At 69.0% G+C, this 15,860-nt stretch carries 12 protein-coding genes and 1 tRNA gene; 8 read left to right on the top strand and 5 right to left on the bottom strand.

Annotated elements, in window-relative coordinates; translation table 11 throughout:
- Nucleotides 1–17: 17 nt before the first annotated feature.
- The 6 genes from purS (at nucleotide 18) to purM (ending at nucleotide 7,208) form a co-directional block, all read left to right on the top strand.
- On the top strand, nucleotides 18–278 hold the full coding sequence (purS, locus tag OH809_RS20425) for a phosphoribosylformylglycinamidine synthase subunit PurS (protein WP_124720043.1): 261 nt from the start codon (nucleotides 18–20) through the stop codon (nucleotides 276–278).
- Nucleotides 275–955 carry a phosphoribosylformylglycinamidine synthase subunit PurQ gene (gene purQ / locus OH809_RS20420; protein ID WP_406421070.1) on the top strand — a complete coding sequence of 227 codons (681 nt, stop codon included), beginning with the start codon at nucleotides 275–277 and terminating at the stop codon, nucleotides 953–955. The genes purS and purQ overlap by 4 nt, the downstream gene beginning before the upstream one ends.
- On the top strand, nucleotides 952–3,201 hold the full coding sequence (purL, locus tag OH809_RS20415) for a phosphoribosylformylglycinamidine synthase subunit PurL (RefSeq protein ID WP_406421071.1): 2,250 nt from the start codon (nucleotides 952–954) through the stop codon (nucleotides 3,199–3,201). The genes purQ and purL overlap by 4 nt, the downstream gene beginning before the upstream one ends.
- 96 nt (nucleotides 3,202–3,297) lie before the next feature.
- Nucleotides 3,298–4,098 carry a sterol carrier family protein gene (locus OH809_RS20410; protein WP_406515427.1) on the top strand — a complete coding sequence of 267 codons (801 nt, stop codon included), beginning with the start codon at nucleotides 3,298–3,300 and terminating at the stop codon, nucleotides 4,096–4,098.
- Nucleotides 4,099–4,559: 461 nt separating this feature from the next.
- The gene (gene purF, locus OH809_RS20405) at nucleotides 4,560–6,086 is read left to right on the top strand and encodes an amidophosphoribosyltransferase (protein WP_406421073.1); all 1,527 of its coding nucleotides are present in this window, start codon (nucleotides 4,560–4,562) and stop codon (nucleotides 6,084–6,086) included.
- Nucleotides 6,087–6,134: 48 nt separating this feature from the next.
- Nucleotides 6,135–7,208 carry a phosphoribosylformylglycinamidine cyclo-ligase gene (gene purM / locus OH809_RS20400; RefSeq protein WP_406421074.1) on the top strand — a complete coding sequence of 358 codons (1,074 nt, stop codon included), beginning with the start codon at nucleotides 6,135–6,137 and terminating at the stop codon, nucleotides 7,206–7,208.
- Between the two features lie 171 nt (nucleotides 7,209–7,379).
- Here purM and OH809_RS20395 read toward each other — a convergent pair whose 3' ends face one another.
- A complete protein-coding gene (locus OH809_RS20395) occupies nucleotides 7,380–7,637 on the bottom strand; it encodes a DUF3073 domain-containing protein (protein ID WP_030979949.1) in 258 nt (85 codons plus the stop codon).
- 327 nt (nucleotides 7,638–7,964) lie between these two features.
- Nucleotides 7,965–9,047, bottom strand: coding sequence for a Leu/Phe/Val dehydrogenase (locus OH809_RS20390; RefSeq protein ID WP_406421075.1), 1,083 nt, complete (start codon nucleotides 9,045–9,047; stop codon nucleotides 7,965–7,967).
- 175 nt (nucleotides 9,048–9,222) lie between these two features.
- Here OH809_RS20390 and OH809_RS20385 point away from each other — a divergent pair, with 175 nt between their 5' ends.
- Together OH809_RS20385 and bldC are read left to right on the top strand one after the other, a co-directional pair.
- Complete coding sequence (locus OH809_RS20385; protein WP_406515426.1) at nucleotides 9,223–10,068, top strand: hypothetical protein; 846 nt, start codon at nucleotides 9,223–9,225, stop codon at nucleotides 10,066–10,068.
- 545 nt (nucleotides 10,069–10,613) lie between these two features.
- The gene (bldC, locus tag OH809_RS20380) at nucleotides 10,614–10,820 is read left to right on the top strand and encodes a developmental transcriptional regulator BldC (RefSeq protein ID WP_003949541.1); all 207 of its coding nucleotides are present in this window, start codon (nucleotides 10,614–10,616) and stop codon (nucleotides 10,818–10,820) included.
- A gap of 467 nt (nucleotides 10,821–11,287) precedes the next feature.
- Here bldC and OH809_RS20375 read toward each other — a convergent pair whose 3' ends face one another.
- From OH809_RS20375 to hrpA, 3 genes are all read right to left on the bottom strand, one after another.
- Nucleotides 11,288–11,581 carry a DUF6274 family protein gene (locus OH809_RS20375; protein WP_406421077.1) on the bottom strand — a complete coding sequence of 98 codons (294 nt, stop codon included), beginning with the start codon at nucleotides 11,579–11,581 and terminating at the stop codon, nucleotides 11,288–11,290.
- A 139-nt stretch (nucleotides 11,582–11,720) separates the two neighbouring features.
- A tRNA-Asp gene (locus OH809_RS20370) sits at nucleotides 11,721–11,795 on the bottom strand.
- A 115-nt stretch (nucleotides 11,796–11,910) separates the two neighbouring features.
- Entirely contained in the window at nucleotides 11,911–15,858 is a 3,948-nt protein-coding gene (gene hrpA, locus OH809_RS20365) for an ATP-dependent RNA helicase HrpA (RefSeq protein WP_406515425.1), read from the bottom strand.
- Nucleotides 15,859–15,860: the final 2 nt, after the last annotated feature.

Raw genomic sequence — 15,860 nt, 5'->3', positions numbered from 1 at the left:
CACCACCGGGAGTGCCAGTGGCACGCGTCGTAGTCGACGTCATGCTCAAGCCGGAGATCCTCGACCCGCAGGGACAGGCGGTGCAGCGTGCACTGCCCCGTCTCGGCTTCGAGGGAATCGCGGACGTACGTCAGGGAAAGCGTTTCGAGCTGGAGGTCGAGGGGCCGGTCGATGATGCCGCCCTCGGTCGCATTCACGAGATGGCCGAGACGTTCCTCGCCAACACCGTCATCGAGGACTTCACCGTGAAGGTGGAGAAGGCCGAGGAGCCGAAGTGACTGCTCGTATCGGAGTCGTCACCTTTCCGGGCACGCTCGACGACCAGGACAGCCTGAGGGCCGTACGGGTCGCGGGCGCCGAACCCGTATCGCTGTGGCACCGCGACAAGGACCTGCACCAGGTCGACGCGGTCATCCTGGCGGGCGGCTTCTCCTACGGCGACTATCTGCGGGCCGGGTCCATCTCCCGGTTCTCGCCGGTCATGGAGACCGTCATCGAGCAGGCCAGGGCGGGGATGCCGGTCCTCGGCATCTGCAACGGCTTCCAGATCCTGACCGAGGCGCACCTGCTGCCCGGAGCGATGCTGCGCAACAACCACCTGCACTTCATCTGCCGCGACCAGAAGCTCCGCGTCGAGAACGCGGAGACCGCCTGGACCTCGGACTACTCCGCGGGCCAGGAGATCTCCGTACCGCTCAAGAACATGGACGGGCGTTACGTCGCCGATGAGCGCGTCCTCGACGAGCTGGAGGCGGAGGGCCGCGTCGCCTTCCGCTACCTGGACGTGAACCCCAACGGCTCGCTCCGCGACATCGCCGGCATCACCAACGCCGCGGGCAATGTCGTCGGTCTGATGCCGCACCCGGAGCACGCCGTCGAGCCGCTGATCGGAACCGGTCGCACCGACGGTCTCGGTTTCTTCACCTCGATCATCAAGAAGCTGGTCAACGCATGAGCCTGGATACGGTCAAGCACGCGGCCGAGACCCCGGACGTCGAGCAGCCCTGGAAGGAGCTCGGCCTCAAGGAGGACGAGTACGCCCGGATCCGCGAGATCCTGGGCCGCCGTCCCACCGGCGCCGAGCTCGCCATGTACTCCGTGATGTGGTCCGAGCACTGCTCGTACAAGAGCAGCAAGGTCCACCTCAAGCAGTTCGGCGAGAAGGTCCCCGTCAACGACGCGATGCTCGTCGGCATCGGCGAGAACGCCGGTGTGGTCGACGTCGGTCAGGGTTACGCGGTCACGTTCAAGGTCGAGTCGCACAACCACCCCTCGTACATCGAGCCCTACCAGGGCGCGGCCACCGGCATCGGCGGCATCGTCCGCGACATCCTCGCCATGGGTGCCCGTCCGGTCGCGGTCGTCGACCCGCTGCGGTTCGGAGCGGCCGACCACCCCGACACCAAGCGGGTCCTCCCGGGTGTCGTCGCGGGTATCGGCGGGTACGGCAACTGCCTGGGACTGCCCAACATCGGCGGCGAGGTCGTCTTCGACGCCTGCTACCAGGGCAACCCGCTCGTCAACGCCGGCTGCATCGGTGTGATGAAGCACGAGGACATCCACCTGGCCCAGGCCTCCGGCCCCGGCAACAAGGTGATCCTGTACGGCGCCCGCACCGGCGGCGACGGCATCGGCGGCGTCTCGGTCCTGGCCTCGGAGACCTTCGAGTCGACCGGTCCGGCGAAGCGCCCGGCCGTCCAGGTCGGCGACCCGTTCCAGGAGAAGCTCCTCATCGAGTGCACCCTGGAGATCTTCGGCGAGAAGCTCGTCGCGGGCATCCAGGACCTCGGCGGCGCGGGTCTCTCCTGTGCCACCTCGGAGCTGGCCTCCGCCGGTTCCGGCGGTATGCGCGTCGAGCTGGACACCGTTCCGCTGCGCGACTCCTCCCTCTCGCCCGAGGAAATCCTCATGAGCGAGTCGCAGGAGCGCATGTGCGCGATCGTCGAGCCGCAGCACGTGGACCGCTTCCTGGAGATCTGCGAGAAGTGGGACGTCATCGCCACCGTCATCGGTGAGGTGACCGAGGGCTCGCAGCTGGAGATCTTCTGGCACGGCGAGCAGATCGTCGACGTGCCGCCGCGGTCCGTCGCCCATGAGGGCCCGACGTACCACCGCCCGTTCGCCCGCCCGTCCTGGCAGGACGCGCTGCAGGCCGACGACGCGAACAAGCTCGCCCGCCCGGCGAACGCCGCCGAACTGCGCGAGCAGGTGCTGAAGCTGGTCGCCTCCCCGAACCAGGCCTCGAAGGCGTGGATCACGGACCAGTACGACAGGTTCGTGCAGGGCAACACCGTGCTCGCGATGCCCGAGGACGCCGGCATGGTCCGGATCGACGAGAAGTCGAACCTGGGCGTGGCCATGGCGACCGACGGCAACGGCCGGTACGCGAAGCTCGACCCGTACACGGGTGCGCAGCTCGCGCTGGCGGAGGCGTACCGCAATGTCGCCACCTCCGGCGCCAAGCCGCTCGCCATCTCGGACTGCCTGAACTTCGGTTCGCCCGAGGACCCGGACGTCATGTGGCAGTTCGCCGAGGCCACCCGTGGTCTCGCGGACGGCTGCCTGGAGCTCGGCACCCCGGTCACCGGCGGCAATGTGTCGCTGTACAACCAGACCGGTGAGACGGCGATCCACCCGACGCCGGTCGTGGCCGTGCTCGGTGTGATCGACGACGTGACGCGGCGTACGCCGGTCGCCTTCAAGGAAGAGGGCCAGCTCCTCTACCTGCTCGGCGACACGCGTGAGGAGTTCGGCGGCTCGGCCTGGTCCGAGGTCGTCCACAACCACCTCGGCGGGCTGCCGCCCAAGGTCGACCTGGGCCGCGAGAAGCTGCTCGGCGAGATCCTGATCTCGGCGTCCCGCGACGGCATGGTCGACGCGGCGCACGACCTCTCCGACGGCGGCCTGATCCAGGCGGTCACCGAGTCCTGCCTCCGCGGCGGGAAGGGCGCCCGGCTGGTCGTGCCGGACGGTCTGGACGCGTTCACGTTCCTCTTCTCCGAGTCTGCGGGCCGCGCGGTCGTCTCGATTCCGCGCAGCGAGGAGCTCCGCTTCAACGACATGTGCGGGGCGCGGGGTCTGCCCGTCACCCGGATCGGTGTCGTGGACGGCGAGGAGATCGAGGTCCAGGGCGAGTTCAGCATCCCGCTGAGCGAGCTCCGCACGGCCCACGAGGCGACGATCCCCGGCCTGCTCGCCTGAGAGGCTGACGCGCTGTTCCACTGCGTGACGTCCAAGCCCCCGCCCGGTCCGCCGGGCGGGGGCTTCGTCGTGGGGTCACCCCGTAGGCTCGCTCCCATGCCGCCGTCCCAGAAGCGCGCCCGCCGCTACGACCTCGCCCGGACCCGCACCGCCGTACAGGCGCAGTTCGCCCATGTCCGGTCTGCGGTCAGCACACTGACGCCCGATCAGCTCGCTCTGCCGACCCGGCTCGGGGAGTGGACGGTGCGGGAGCTGGCCGCCCATCTGACCATGGCGGTCTCGAACGTCTGCCGGAACCTGGAGCTGCCCGAGCCGCCCGGCGAGAAGCCCGAGGTCTCCCTGCTGGAGTGGCTGTTCACGACCGCGGGGCGGGCCGGCCGGATCGCCGACGACACCAGGGCGCTCGCCGCGGACCGTCCCGACCTCGACGCGTTGTACGCGGAGGTCGCCGACCGGTTCGACGCGGTGGTGCCTGGCGTGGGCGAGGACCGGCTGCTGCCGACCCGGGCCGGTGTGATGCGGCTGGGTGACTTCCTCGTCACCCGCACCGTCGAACTCGTCGTGCACACCGATGACCTGAGCGCGGCGACCGGACTCGACGTCCCGTACGACCGGCAGGCACTCGCCGCCTGCACCCGGCTGCTCACCGACGCCCTCGCGGAGAAGGCGCCCGGCGGCTCGGTGGAGGTGCGCGTTCCGCCGTTCGCCGTCGTCCAGTGCGTCGCGGGCCCGAAGCACACGCGCGGTACGCCGCCCAACGTCGTCGAGACCGATCCGCTGACCTGGATCCGGCTCGCGACCGGGCGTACGCAGTGGCGGGCGGCGCTCGATGCGGCAGAGGTCAGTGCCGGCGGTGAGCGGGCCGATCTCGGCGACCTGCTGCCGCTGCTCCGCTGAGGGGAACCGGGGCACTCCGGACGCCGGGGCGAGGCGCACCGGGGACCCCGCGCGCGACGCACCAGCGGCCCGCGCACAGGACCCGGCGTTGACGCCGCCGGTGCAGAGAAGCCGCATACCGGCCTCCGCGGCCCGCGCCCGGTGTGAGGCTCACCACGAAACGAGCGTTCGGCCAGTGCCCCCGACGCCCCGTCGGCGGACTCACCGAGCGCCACCACCGGGCCCGGCATCCCCGGGGACACCCCCTGGCTTGAACTAGCCTGTAACCCGCCGGTAGGCGGGGCGTCAGCCGCCCTGTGGCGGATCCTGCCCCGCCTCCGCCCCCCGCCGACAGCCGAATTCCGTCACTGCCCGTGACCGCGCGCGCGGCCCCCGGAGCGGCGCTTCGGGCCTCTTCCCCGGTGCTCCGACGGGGTATCCCCAATTCGGACCAGTGGTCGATCTCGCCTACACTCGGTGGTGTGCCCCGTGGTGATGGACGACTCAACCACGACCTGCTCCCCGGAGAAAAAGGCCCCCAGGACGCTTGCGGCGTCTTCGGTGTCTGGGCTCCGGGCGAAGAGGTCGCCAAGCTCACCTATTTCGGACTGTATGCCCTGCAGCACCGTGGACAGGAGTCCGCGGGCATCGCAGTGAGCAACGGGTCCCAGATCCTGGTCTTCAAGGACATGGGACTGGTCTCGCAGGTCTTCGACGAAACGTCTCTGGGATCTCTCCAGGGCCATATCGCGGTCGGTCATGCCCGCTACTCCACCACCGGTGCCTCGGTGTGGGAGAACGCGCAGCCGACGTTCCGTGCGACCGCGCACGGCTCGATCGCCCTGGGTCACAACGGCAATCTGGTCAATACGGCCCAGCTCGCCGAGATGGTTGCCGACCTTCCCCGTAAGGACGGCCGCGCCACCCAGGTCGCCGCGACGAATGACACCGATCTGGTGACCGCTCTGCTCGCCGGCCAGACCGACGACGACGGCAAGCCGCTCACCATCGAGGAGGCCGCCGCCGCGGTGCTTCCCGAGGTGAAGGGCGCCTTCTCGCTCGTCTTCATGGATGAGCACACCCTCTACGCAGCCCGTGACCCGCAGGGCATCCGCCCGCTGGTCCTCGGCCGGCTGGAGCGTGGCTGGGTGGTGGCCTCCGAGTCCGCCGCCCTCGACATCTGCGGTGCCAGCTTCGTCCGCGAGATCGAGCCGGGCGAGCTCGTCGCCATCGACGAGAATGGCCTGCGCACCTCGCGCTTCGCGGAAGCGAAGCCCAAGGGCTGTGTCTTCGAGTACGTCTATCTGGCCCGCCCCGACACCGACATCGCCGGGCGCAACGTGTACCTCTCCCGCGTGGAGATGGGCCGCAGGCTGGCCGCCGAGGCCCCGGTCGAGGCCGATCTGGTCATAGCGACTCCGGAGTCCGGCACGCCCGCCGCCATCGGCTACGCGGAAGCCAGCGGCATCCCGTTCGGCGCCGGTCTGGTCAAGAACGCGTACGTCGGCCGGACCTTCATCCAGCCCTCCCAGACCATTCGCCAGCTGGGCATCCGCCTCAAGCTGAACCCGCTCAAGGAAGTCATCAAGGGCAAGCGCCTGGTGGTCGTCGACGACTCGATCGTCCGCGGCAACACCCAGCGCGCACTGGTCCGGATGCTCCGCGAGGCCGGTGCCGCCGAGATCCACATCCGGATCTCGTCCCCGCCGGTGAAGTGGCCCTGTTTCTTCGGCATCGACTTCGCGACCCGCGCGGAGCTGATCGCCAACGGCATGACGGTCGACGAGATCTCCACGTCGATGGGGGCCGACTCGCTCGCGTACATCTCGCTCGACGCGATGGTCGAGGCGACCACGATCGCCAAGCCGAACCTGTGCCGCGCCTGCTTCGACGGTGAGTACCCGATGGAGCTCCCGGACCCGGAGCTGCTCGGCAAGCAGCTGCTGGAGACCGAGCTGGCGGCAGGCCCTGCGGCGACCGCCGCGGCCGACGCACTGCGTCGTCCGTGACCGGCCACGCGCACCAGCCCCGTATCTCCACACGAAAGATCCCAGGCAATGTCTGAGACAACAGGTGCTTCCTACGCGGCAGCGGGCGTCGACATCGAGGCCGGCGACCGTGCCGTCGAGCTGATGAAGGAGTGGGTGAAGAAGACGCAGCGCCCAGAGGTCGCGGGCCTTGGCGGCCTCGGCGGATTCGCCGGCCTCTTCGACGCCTCGGCCCTCAAGCGCTACGAGCGTCCGCTGCTCGCCTCCGCCACCGACGGCGTCGGCACGAAGGTCGACCTCGCCCGCAAGATGGGCGTGTACGACACCATCGGCCACGACCTCGTCGGCATGGTCGTCGACGACCTGGTCGTCTGCGGCGCCGAGCCGCTCTTCATGACCGACTACATCTGCGTCGGCAAAGTGCACCCCGAGCGTGTCGCGTCCATCGTGAAGGGCATCGCCGAAGGCTGCGTACTGGCCGGATGCGCCCTGATCGGCGGCGAGACCGCCGAACACCCGGGCCTCCTCGGTCCCGACGACTTCGATGTCGCGGGCGCCGGTACGGGTGTGGTCGAGGCCGACCGGCTGCTCGGCCCGGACCGTATCCGTAAGGGTGACGCGGTCATCGCGATGGCGTCGTCCGGTCTTCACTCCAACGGGTACTCGCTCGTCCGCCACGTCTTCTTCGACCGGGCCGGCTGGGCGCTGGACCGCGACGTCGAGGAATTCGGCCGCACGCTCGGCGAGGAGCTCCTGGAGCCCACCAGGATCTACTCGCTGGACTGCCTGGCGCTGACCCGTACGACCGAGGTGCACGGCTTCAGCCACGTCACCGGCGGCGGTCTCGCCAACAACCTGGCCCGGGTCGTCCCGGACGCCCTGCACGCCACCGTCGACCGCTCCACGTGGACGCCCGGCGCGGTCTTCGACCTGGTCGGCAAGGCCGGTCAGGTCGAGCAGCTGGAGCTGGAGAAGACGCTCAACATGGGCGTCGGCATGATCGCGATCGTCCCGGCGGAATCCGTGGATGCCGCTCTGACGACGCTGGCCGACCGTGGGGTCGACTCCTGGGTGGCCGGCGAGATCACGGACCGCGGTACGCACGGCTCGGGTGCCGGGCTGGTCGGCGCGTACGCGCGCTAGTGCCGTGACCGGCAACTAGGACACGCGGCGGGGGCAGGGCGCACCGGTACCGTCCGGTGACCGTCCTGCCCTTGGTCGCCAGGCAGGATCAAGCTGCCGATCGGCCTCGAAAAGCGCAACACAGAACCCGGTCCGGGCAAGCCCGGACCGGGTTGATGTGTCAGCGCGAGGTCAAGCGCCGCGGCGCTGTGACGACGGACCGGACTGGTCGTCCTCGTCCTCATCGTCGTCATCGTTGTACAGATCCGCGTACTGTGCGTACGGGTCATCTTCCTCGTCGTCGTCCTCGAACGGCTCTGCGTTCGGTGGTTGACTCGAAGGCGATGCGCCCAGCTCATTGGCCAGACGCGACAGGTCAGTCCCGCCGCTGCTGTACTTCAGCTGGCGGGCGACCTTTGTCTGCTTGGCCTTTGCCCGGCCGCGCCCCATGGCTCGACCCCCTCGGTGACGGGGCTCGACGGCCCCAGAGTCTTGACACGCGTTCATGTTTCAGGACGGACTCTCGGAAGAGAGACCGTGCCCGTAGGGCTTTAACGGTACCTGCTTCCGTGGCCATACGGTACGCCGCCCGCATCACACGCCCCGGAACAGGACCAACGAGAAGCCCTGTCCTCGCTGGTCAACTGCGATTTTAACCTCTTCTCGGCATGCGACCCGCCGACCGGCGTGAGTCTTGTCTCGCCGGTCGGCGGGTCAGCGGTCCGAAGAACGGCCGCGACACCCGGTGAGGGCCCCGCGACCGTCGGTGACGACCGGTCAGGCGCGCCGCGCCTCGGCCATCCGCTGCTCGGCGATCCGGTCGGCCGCCGCGGCCGGCGGAATGCCGTCTTCCTTCGCACGTGCGAATATGGCCAGCGTGGTGTCGAAGATTTTCGACGCCTTCGCCTTGCACCGGTCGAAGTCGAAGCCGTGCAGCTCGTCGGCGACCTGGATGACGCCGCCCGCGTTCACCACGTAGTCGGGGGCGTACAGGATCGAACGGTCCGCGAGATCCTTCTCGACACCCGGGTGCGCCAGCTGGTTGTTGGCCGCGCCGCACACCACCTTGGCCGTGAGTACCGGGACGGTCTCGTCATTCAGCGCACCGCCGAGCGCGCACGGGGCGTAGATGTCGAGACCTTCGGTACGGATCAGCGCGGCGGTGTCCGCGGCGACGGCGACCTCGGGGTGGAGATCGGTGATCCGGCGTACCGATTCCTCCCGGACGTCCGTGACCACGACCTCGGCGCCGTCCGACAGCAGATGTTCGATGAGGTGGTGGCCGACCTTGCCGACGCCCGCGACCGCCACTTTTCGGCCACGCAGCGTCGGGTCGCCCCAGAGGTGCTGGGCCGAGGCCCGCATGCCCTGGAAGACACCGAACGCGGTGAGGACGGAGGAGTCGCCGGCGCCGCCGTTCTCCGGGGAGCGGCCGGTGGTCCATCGGCACTCGCGGGCGACGATGTCCATGTCGGCGACGTACGTGCCGACGTCGCAGGCGGTCACGTAGCGCCCGCCGAGCGAGGACACGGCCCGGCCGTAGGCCAGCAGCAGTTCCTCGGTCTTGATCTTCTCAGGGTCGCCGATGATGACGGCCTTGCCGCCGCCGTGGTCGAGACCGGCCATGGCGTTCTTGTACGACATGCCGCGCGCCAGGTTCAGCGCATCCGCGACGGCCTCCTCCTCGGAGGCGTACGGATAGAAGCGGGTGCCGCCGAGGGCCGGGCCCAGGGCGGTGGAGTGGATGGCAATGACGGCCTTGAGGCCGCTGGCACGGTCCTGACAGAGCACGACTTGCTCGTGTCCCCCCTGATCCGATTGGAACAGGGTGTGCAGGACGCCGTCGGTCACATCGGTCACGGTGGTGACTCCCAAGTACGAAGCGGCGGAAGACCCTCCTGAAGGTGGGGAGGGCCCGGACCGACCGGCACGGACGGTCCGACTGGGCACGAGCGTAAGTCCTACGCGGGCGTAGATCTGTTCCAGTGCCAAGGATCACCCCCCGGCGGCGTACGGGCGTGACACGATCTGAGGCATGTCGGTGGTGTCTTCGGTGCTCGTCCCTTACGCGTCCTATCTCCGGGTGTACGAACCGCTGGCCGCCTTTCCGGAGCCGGAGCGGGCCCACTGGGCCCGCTACGCGGGGCGCGACCGCATCCCCACGGCGCAGGACGAACTCCGGCGTTCGCTGGCCGACTTGGCGGCCACTCCGCCGGTCGGGGTGCCGGTGCACGAGAGCGGGGACGCGTTCGTCGCCGAGGTGGACGGCGTGGTGTGCGTCTGTCCGTGGCGGACCCGGCTGCGCGGCTGGCTGGCGCTGGAGGAGCTGGCGGAGATGTTCCCGGCCCCGGTGCTCGACGTGGTGCTGCCGCCGGTGGTGCGCGGGCAGGTGCTCGCGGACCACGAGCGGTGGGCGGAGCGCAATCCGGACGCCCGGCCGTGGATCCGGACCGCGGTCTGGCAGGTACCGGTGCGCTGGTTCGTCCTCTTCTCGGACGAGGAACGGGAGCACACGGAGGCGGCCGACGGCGGGGGAGCGCCGGGGTTGCGCTACCGGACCCCGATGGTGCAGGCGCGCCGCCGGCTGGCCAGGTCGCTGAAGACGCTGAGGGAGACCGTCGACGAGGGGCCGCTGACCGAGGGCCTGGTGGACGTCGGTCGGTGGCTGGAGGAGTTCCATCCGCGCGCGCTGGTCGAGCTCGACTACGGCGGTCTGGTGCACGTGCTGTCGGCCGAGCAGCTCGCCGGGGACCGGTCGGCCGCGGATGTCGCCGAGGGCATCGCGGCGCTGCGGGCCGGTGACACCGAGGGGGCGAGTGAGGCGTACGGGCGGCTGGCGGAGCGCTGGCGGGCCGTGAGGGACCGTCAGTTCGCCAGCTGAGTCCGGCGGTGCGGGGCCGGGAACCGGCCTCCCCTGCGGCTCGTCCGTGTGACTCATGAGGGTGGTGAGGGCAAAGTGGCGGGAGCGTACTCCTGTGGCCCTAGGACCTACGTCCCGAACCGGGCCTTTGCCTCAAGGGTGACGGATAGCACTAACGGGGCCCTTGCGCCCTTCCCTACTCCTCGTGCCAAAATAGGACAAGGAGTCCGGGGAGGACTCCATCCGTCCAATTAGGGCGGATTGCTCTGCATTGCACGCTATGGGGGGTCTGGTGACCCCTGATCGCTCTGTGACTGATCGTCACAGTGGTGTGACTGTCCGCTATGGCATGGTCCATCGGCTTCCGTCGCTGATGAACACCTGGGAGGGCAATTCCATCGGTTTGGCCGACGCGGCTGGACGGATGGTGTAGTTGTAGTGCCGAGGACAAGCCGTTCGTCCTATAACCGACTCGGCCCGCGTCCGCCATTTCGGGCAACGCGGGTCAAGGTGCAGAATTTAGAGGAAAGAACCGAGATGGTTCGGTTCTCCCGAGGAGGCCGCTCATGACCGCTCGCACCCCTGATGCCGAGCCGCTGCTGACCCCGGCTGAGGTTGCCACGATGTTCCGCGTGGACCCGAAGACGGTCACCCGTTGGGCCAAGGCAGGCAAGCTCACGTCCATCCGCACGCTCGGTGGACATCGCCGGTACCGCGAGGCAGAGGTCCGCGCACTGCTTGCGGGTATTCCGCAGCAGCGCAGCGAGGCCTGACATACCCCTGTCGCCGCGTCACAACCGGGCTGACCGGGTCCCCCAACCCGCGTTCGCCCACCCATAGCTCCACACGACGGGCGCCCGCCCCAACGGGCGCCATACCTGTGCAATACGGGGTACGTCGTTCGATCGCGCTGGACTCCGCCGGGTCCAGCGCGATCTTTTTTGTGCCCGCGGGGCGGCCGACGGGCCGGGGCTCCGGCGTCGCATGGAGTGCTGTGCGGGCGCATCCGACCCGGACGGGCGGGTCCCCCGGGGGGTCGCCCGAGGCTCGTGGGCTGCCCTCGGGCCTCCCTGTGGAAGCGTCTTCCGAGGGGTGCAATTGCACATATTAAATTCGCCAGTTGTAGGAAGGGTGTAAAGTCACCATTTCTCAAAACTCATTCAGTGACACCCGTCACATAGCCCGAGTCTTGCCAAGATCGAGCCTGCCGCTGCCGGGAGGCGGATGTCCTCGCCCTTCGTCACGTGGCGGCAGGGCTTTCATCCTCGGTCCTGTCGGCGCAGTCCTGTTCTTCGGGGGCGGTCATGGGGGCGGCGAGCGCCGCGGCCTCCTGAACGGCCGCTGGAGCCCTGCCGGATGACGCGGGCGGTTTGGGGGGCGGAACGGGCCGGGAGGCCGTCACGGGCTCCATGGCGAGCCTCAGGAGCAGGTGGCAGATCGGGCAGTGCGGGGTGAGATGCCGGTAGCCGGAAGCGGCCGCCAGATGGGCGCGCAGCAGCGCGCGGGTCTCGTGCCTCGCCGTGGACGCAGCCATCCGCGCCACCTCCCGGTGGACCGCGCCGCCCCGCGCCGAGGAACAGGGGCGGCCCCTGCTGTCTGAGTACCCGTCGGCAGTTGCCGGAGTCAAGACGCGCGAAAGCCCGGATCCAGAAGGATCCGGGCTTTCGTTACTGCGGTCCTGACGGGATTTGAACCCGCGGCCTCCACCTTGACAGGGTGGCGAGCACTCCAAACTGCTCCACAGGACCAGGTTTTCGCGGCTTCCTTGCGGCTGCCTGCGAAACCAGACTGTACAGGAGATTGGCGGCTCCGGTCGACTTCACTCCTGGTGGTGGCTCCCTTACGCCCCCGAGGGGCGCCCGATCACGGAGCCGCGGCGTCGATCGCCTTCACGATCCGCTTGTCCGAGACGGGGTACGCGGTGCCCAGGGCGTGCGCGAAATAGCTCACCCGAAGCTCCTCGATCATCCAGCGGATGTCCAGGACCTCCTGCGGAACGGGCCTGCCCTGCGGCATCTGTTCGAGCAGCCAGGCGTACTCGTCCTGCATCTCGTGGACCTTCTCCATGCGCGTGGTGTCGCGCTGGACGGCCGTCGGCATCTGCTGGAGCCGGCGGTCCGCGGCGACCAGGTAGCGCATCAGGTCGGGCAGTCTGCGCAGCCCGGTCCTCGTGACGAAGCCCGGCGGTACGAGGGTGGCGAGCTGGTTCCTTACATCGGTGACGTTGTTGACCAGGACCAGGCTGTTGGTGGCCTTCAGGCGCCGCTCGCAGGACTGCCAGGCAGCCAGCACCTGCTGCACCTGGGCGACCGTGTGCTCGGTCAGCGCGACGAGATCGGCGCGAACCTTGTCGTACAGCTTCCGGAACGACTCCTCGTCCCAGGCCGGCCCGCCGTGGGCGCCGATCAGCCGGTCCGCGGCAGCGGTCGCGCAGTCCTCGAACAGCGCCTGGATGGAGCCGTGCGGATTGCGGGACAGGGCGAGCTTCTGCTGGTTCGTCAGCTTGTCCGAGGCGAACTTCGCCGGGTTCACCGGGATGTTCAGCAGGATCAGCTTCCGGGTGCCGCGCCACATCGCCTGCTGCTGCTCGGCCTCGGTGTCGAAGAGCCTTACGGCCACGGTGCCCGCCGCGGCTCCCTCCTGCTCCACGAGCGCCGGGTAGGCCTTGACCGGCTGGCCGGCCCGCCGGGTCTCGAAGACCCGGTTCAGCGTGCCGATCGTCCAGTCCGTGAGCCCCGAACGCTCGATGGACTCGCCCGAGGGCCCCGCGGTGGCCGCAGCAGCCTTGGAGAGGGCCTGACGGGCCTTGGGGCGCAGCTGGAGCTTCAGTGCCTCCAGGTCCTTGTCCTCGGCCACCCTGCGGCGCCGCTCGTCGACGATCCGGAACGTGATCTTGAGGTGGTCCGGGATCCGGGAGAGATCGAAGTCGTCGGCGGAGACCGGGACCCCGACCATCTGCTGGAGCTCACGCGCGAGGGTGACCGGCAGCGGCTCCTGCAGCGGCACCGCCCGGTCCAGGAACCGGCCCGCGTAGTTCGGCGCGGGGACGTAGTGCCGGCGGATCGGCTTGGGCAGCGAGCGGATCAGCTCGGTGACCACGTCCTCGCGCAGGCCGGGGATCTGCCAGTCGAAGCCCTCGGGGGTGACCTGGTTGAGCACCTGGAGCGGGATGTGAACGGTCACACCGTCCGCGTCCGCGCCGGGCTCGAACTGGTACGTCACCTTGAACTTGAGCTTCCCCTGCCGCCAGGAGTCCGGGTAGTCGTCCTTGGTGACGGCCCCGGCCTTCTCGTTGATGAGCATCGAGCGCTCGAAGTCGAGCGCCTCCGGCTCGTCGCGGCGCTTGTGCTTCCACCAGGAGTCGAAGTGCGCGCCGGAGACGACATGCTCCGGGATCCGCCGGTCGTAGAAGTCGAAGAGCGTCTCGTCGTCCACGAGGATGTCGCGGCGCCGCGCCCGGTGTTCCAACTCCTCGACCTCGCCGAGAAGTTTGCGGTTGTCATGGAAGAACTGGTGGTGCGTCCGCCAGTCGCCCTCGACCAGTGCGTTCCGGATGAAGAGATCGCGGGACGCCTCGGCGTCGATCCGGCCGAAATTGATCTTGCGCTGGGCGACGATCGGTACGCCGTACAGCGTGACCCGCTCGTACGCCATCACCGCCGCCTGGTCCTTCTCCCAGTGCGGCTCGCTGTAGGTGCGCTTCAGCAGATGCTGGGCCAGCGGTTCGATCCACTCCGGCTCGACCCTGGCGTTGACCCGCGCCCACAGCCGGGACGTCTCGACCAGCTCGGCCGACATCACGAACCGCGGCTGCTTCTTGAAGAGCGCCGAACCGGGGAAGATCGCGAACTTGGCGCTGCGCGCACCCAGGTACTCGTTCTTCTCGGTGTCCTTCAGTCCGATGTGCGACAGCAGCCCGGCCAGCAGCGAGGTGTGCACCGCCTGCTCCGGCGCATCCTCCTCGTTGGGGTGGATCCCCATCTGCTTGGCGACCGTACGCAGCTGCGTATAGATGTCCTGCCATTCGCGGATGCGCAGGAAGTTCAGATACTCCTGCTTGCACATCCGGCGGAAGCTGGACGAGCCGCGCTCCTTCTGCTGCTCGCGGATGTACCGCCACAGATTCAGGAACGCCAGGAAGTCCGACGTCTCGTCCTTGAAGCGGGCGTGCTGCTGATCGGCCTGCGTCTGCTTGTCCGAGGGCCGCTCGCGCGGGTCCTGGATGGAGAGCGCGGCGGCGATCACCATGACCTCGCGCGTGCAGCCGTTGCGGTCGGCCTCGATGACCATGCGGGCGAGGCGCGGGTCGACGGGCAGCTGCGAGAGCTTCCGCCCCAGCTGCGTCAGCCGTTGCCCCTTCTTCCCCTCCTGGGGGGACTTCTCCTCCAGGTCGAGTGCGCCGAGCTCCTGGAGCAGCTGCACACCGTCGCGGATGTTGCGGTGGTCCGGCGGGTCGATGAAGGGGAACTTCTCGATGTCGCCGAGGCCGGCCGCGGTCATCTGGAGGATGACGGACGCCAGGTTCGTACGGAGGATCTCCGCGTCCGTGAACTCCGGGCGGGTCAGGAAGTCGTCCTCGGAGTACAGCCGGATGCAGATGCCGTCCGAGGTACGGCCGCAGCGCCCCTTGCGCTGGTTGGCGCTGGCCTGCGAGATCCGTTCGATCGGCAGCCGCTGGACCTTGGTGCGGTGACTGTAGCGGGAGATGCGGGCGTTGCCCGGGTCGATCACGTACTTGATGCCGGGGACGGTCAGCGAGGTCTCGGCGACGTTCGTCGCCAGAACGATCCTGCGGCCGGTGTGGCGCTGGAACACCCGGTGCTGCTCGGCGTGCGACAGGCGCGCGTAGAGGGGGAGCACCTCGGTGTGGCGGAGGTTCTTCTTGTTCAGGGCGTCCGCGGTGTCGCGGATCTCGCGCTCGCCGGAGAGGAAGACCAGGACATCGCCGGGGCCCTCGGACTGGAGCTCGTCGACGGCGTCGCAGATCGCGGTGATCTGGTCGCGGTCGGAGTCGTCCGTGTCTTCTTCCAACAGGGGCCGGTAGCGCACCTCGACCGGGTACGTACGCCCGCTTACCTCGACGATCGGCGCATCACCGAAGTGCCGGGCGAAGCGCTCCGGGTCGATGGTCGCCGAGGTGATGACGACCTTCAGGTCGGGGCGCTCGGGCAGCAGCCGGGCCAGATAGCCCAGCAGGAAGTCGATGTTCAGCGACCTCTCGTGGGCCTCGTCGATGATGATCGTGTCGTACGCGAGCAGCTCGCGGTCCGTCTGGATCTCGGCCAGCAGGATGCCGTCCGTCATCAGCTTCAGATACGTCGCGTCCGGGTTCACCTGGTCGGTGAAGCGGACCTTCCAGCCGACCGCCTCACCGAGCGGGGTCTTCAGCTCGTCGGCGACGCGCTCGGCGACCGTACGGGCCGCGATCCGGCGCGGCTGGGTGTGCCCGATCATGCCCCGGACGCCGCGCCCCAGCTCCATGCAGATCTTCGGGATCTGCGTGGTCTTGCCGGAGCCGGTCTCCCCGGCGACGATCACGACCTGGTGGTCGCGTATCGCCTCCAGGATCTCGTCCTTCTTCTGGCTGACCGGAAGTTCTTCCGGGTACGAGAGAGCGGGCATCCGTTCGGCGCGCCCCGCGAGCCGCTGGGCTGCCTTCCCGGCCTGGGTGGCGATCTCGTCCAGCACGGCCTGCCGGGCCTCGGGCTTACGGATCCGGCGCGCCCCTTCGAGGCGGCGGCCGAGCCGGTGCGCGTCGCGGAGCGAGACGTGTCCGAGCTGGGACTGGAGATCGGCAAAGGAAGTAGACATAC

The sequence above is a fragment of the Streptomyces sp. NBC_00873 genome (assembly GCF_045207415.1).
GTDB lineage: Bacteria > Actinomycetota > Actinomycetes > Streptomycetales > Streptomycetaceae > Streptomyces.
The sequence above is the reverse complement of the archived record's forward strand: the minus strand, read 5'-3'. Positions and strand labels throughout refer to the sequence as shown.

Bases quoted from the DNA above. Each gene is read 5' to 3' on its own strand.
- OH809_RS20395 (WP_030979949.1), bottom strand. From the start codon at position 7,637: ATGGGGCGCGGCCGGGCAAAGGCCAAGCAGACAAAGGTCGCCCGCCAG.
- purM (WP_406421074.1), top strand. From the start codon at position 6,135: ATGTCTGAGACAACAGGTGCTTCCTACGCGGCAGCGGGCGTCGACATC.
- hrpA (WP_406515425.1), bottom strand. From the start codon at position 15,858: ATGTCTACTTCCTTTGCCGATCTCCAGTCCCAGCTCGGACACGTCTCG.
- OH809_RS20385 (WP_406515426.1), top strand. From the start codon at position 9,223: ATGTCGGTGGTGTCTTCGGTGCTCGTCCCTTACGCGTCCTATCTCCGG.
- OH809_RS20410 (WP_406515427.1), top strand. From the start codon at position 3,298: ATGCCGCCGTCCCAGAAGCGCGCCCGCCGCTACGACCTCGCCCGGACC.
- purL (WP_406421071.1), top strand. From the start codon at position 952: ATGAGCCTGGATACGGTCAAGCACGCGGCCGAGACCCCGGACGTCGAG.
- OH809_RS20375 (WP_406421077.1), bottom strand. From the start codon at position 11,581: ATGGCTGCGTCCACGGCGAGGCACGAGACCCGCGCGCTGCTGCGCGCC.
- bldC (WP_003949541.1), top strand. From the start codon at position 10,614: ATGACCGCTCGCACCCCTGATGCCGAGCCGCTGCTGACCCCGGCTGAG.